The organism is Candidatus Effluviviaceae Genus I sp. (genome assembly GCA_016867725.1).
Taxonomy (GTDB): domain Bacteria; phylum Joyebacterota; class Joyebacteria; order Joyebacterales; family Joyebacteraceae; genus VGIX01.
Genome location: VGIX01000096.1, coordinates 1 through 2,266, shown reverse-complemented (window position 1 = coordinate 2,266; position 2,266 = coordinate 1). Strand labels below are relative to the sequence as shown.

General features: G+C 68.4%; 3 protein-coding genes. 1 reads left to right on the top strand and 2 read right to left on the bottom strand.

Annotation, left to right across the window (positions count from 1 at the left end; translation table 11 throughout):
• Window positions 1-359: phosphohydrolase (locus tag FJY74_09790; protein ID MBM3308604.1), on the top strand; the 359-nt coding region annotated here is incomplete at its 5' end.
• Between the two features lie 15 nt (window positions 360-374).
• Here FJY74_09790 and FJY74_09785 read toward each other — a convergent pair.
• On the bottom strand, window positions 375-1,607 hold the full coding sequence (locus tag FJY74_09785) for a peptidoglycan DD-metalloendopeptidase family protein (protein ID MBM3308603.1): 1,233 nt from the start codon (window positions 1,605-1,607) through the stop codon (window positions 375-377).
• A 106-nt stretch (window positions 1,608-1,713) separates the two neighbouring features.
• A complete protein-coding gene (mscL, locus tag FJY74_09780; protein MBM3308602.1) occupies window positions 1,714-2,166 on the bottom strand; it encodes a large-conductance mechanosensitive channel protein MscL in 453 nt (150 codons plus the stop codon).
• Between the last annotated feature and the right edge of the window lie 100 nt (window positions 2,167-2,266).

The window sequence follows — 2,266 nt, the reverse complement described above, 5'->3', positions numbered from 1 at the left end:
AGCGCCACGGGCTCGTGTCCGCCGACATGCTCACCGAGCGGGGGTTTCCGGCGGACATCGTCCACGCCGTCAAGGCCCACAACGACCACGTGCCGCGGGAGAGCCTCATGGACAAGGCGCTCTACGCCACCGACCCCGTCACCGGGCTCGTCGTCGCGGCGGCGCTCATGCACCCCACGAAGAAGCTCGCGAACGTCGACGTGGAGTTCGTGATGCGGCGGTTCAAGGAGAAGCGCTTCGCCGCCGGCGCGAACCGCGAGGCGATCCAGACGTGCACCGATCTCGGGCTGTCGCTCGATGAGTTCGTGGGGATCGCGATCGAGTCGATGAGGACAGTGGCCGGGGAGCTGGGGTTCTGACGCGCGGCCCGCTCGCTAGAACAGCACGCTCTCGGGGTTCACGCGCTTGCCGTTCCGCTTGACCTCGAAGTGAAGGTGGGGGCCGGTGGAGTAGCCCGTGTTTCCCACGCGGCCGATGGTCTGGCCCTTCCGGACGCGTTCGCCGCGCTTCACCAGGATCTTCGAGCAGTGCCCGTAGAGCGTCTCGTAGCCGTTCGGGTGCTCGACGATGATGGTCCTTCCGTACCCGCCCTTCGTCCCCGCGAATGTCACGCGCCCGTCCATCGCCGCCGCGATCGGCGTCCCGTGTCTGGCGGCAATGTCGAGCCCTGTGTGCATCATGCGGCGGTGGAAGATCGGGTGGAAGCGGTGGCCGTAGCGGCCCGAGATGCGCCCGTGCACGGGCCAGACGAGCCGGAAGAGCTGCTCGATCGCGCCGAGCCCGGGGACGAAGATCCTCTGGTTGACCATGAGCCTGGCGACGTCCACGCCCGGGTTGGCGTTGACGAGCTCCGTGACCTGCACGCCGTAGCGCTTGCAGATGCCCTCCATGGTGTCTCCGCGCCGCACCGTCACGAACGACCCGTCGGTGTCCGGGACCTGCAGGACCTGCCCGACCCGCAGATACCGCGCGTTGGGAAGGTCGTTCATCGCGAGGATCGTCTCCATCTTCACCCTGTACTTCTGCGCGATGTTCCAGAGGCACTCCCCGGGTCGGACCGTGTGCTCGGCGATCGTCGGCGCTCCGCCACGCGTCGCGCGGTTGCTGCCGAGCGGCACCTTGAGCGACGTGGGGTAGAGGAACTCGAGCGACCTGTCCCAGGTCCTCTCGCGGGAGTAGAGGAGGGGCAGGCGGAACTCGGCGGACCGGCCGGCCAGCTTCGCGTAGCTCGAGCTGTTCGCGCCGGCCAGGAGGTCGAGATCGACGCCGAGGCGCGCTGCGACGGCGCTGAGCTCCTCGCCGGCGGCGGCCGACGCGGCGAAGCTCATGGCGTCCTCGGGGATCGGGGTGAGCACGCCCAGCACGTCGAACGTGGCCTCGAGCATGCCCAGCCTGTTCACGCCCACGACGCGCCCCCAGGGCGAAAGCGTCGCGAAGACGGGCGTCCTGGGGTTCAGATCGATGAGCTGGCCTGCGGGACCGCCGGAGAGAGTGCGAAGCGCCGTGGCGGCCAGGAGCACGGCGAGCACGACCGAGACCGCGGCGTAGAAGCGCGCGACCGGTGGGAGCCCTCGGGCAAGAGCTGTGACCCTTCCGTTGCCGTTCATGCCGATCCTGTGACCCGGGGGACGCCGGATTCGACGAGCATAGCCGGATGAGGCCCACCGGTCAACCGGCGGGCCTCATCACCCGGGCTTCGGGCCCATCGTCGCGTCAGGCCTGGATCTGGGACGTGCAGAACGGGCAGCGCGTCGCCTTGATCGGCACGGCCGAGAAGCAGAACGGGCAGTCCTTCGTCGTCGGCGAGGCGGGCGGAGCCTCCGCCTGGCGCTTGAGCCTGTTCATCTGCGAGATGAGGAGGAACACGGAGAACGCGACGATGAGGAAGCTGATGATGGCGTTGAAGAAGACGCCGTAGTTGAGGGTTACGGCTCCTGCGCCCTTCGCGGCGGCCAGCGAGGCGTACGGCCCCTGCATCGCGCCTTCCTTGAGCACGACGAAGAGGTTGCTGAAGTCCACGTTGCCGAGGAGAAGACCGATGGGGGGCATGATGACGTCGGCGACGAGCGACGAGACGATGGCGCCGAACGCCGCGCCGATGATGATGCCCACGGCCATGTCCACGACGTTCCCGCGGAGCGCGAACTCCTTGAACTGCTTGAGCATGGTCCCTCCCCTGTTCAGCGACCTACCCTCTCATAGCGTCTCTGCCCGCCGCATGTCAAGCGCTTCGCGCCGGCGAGTCCCGCGCAGCGTCGGCGGCTTC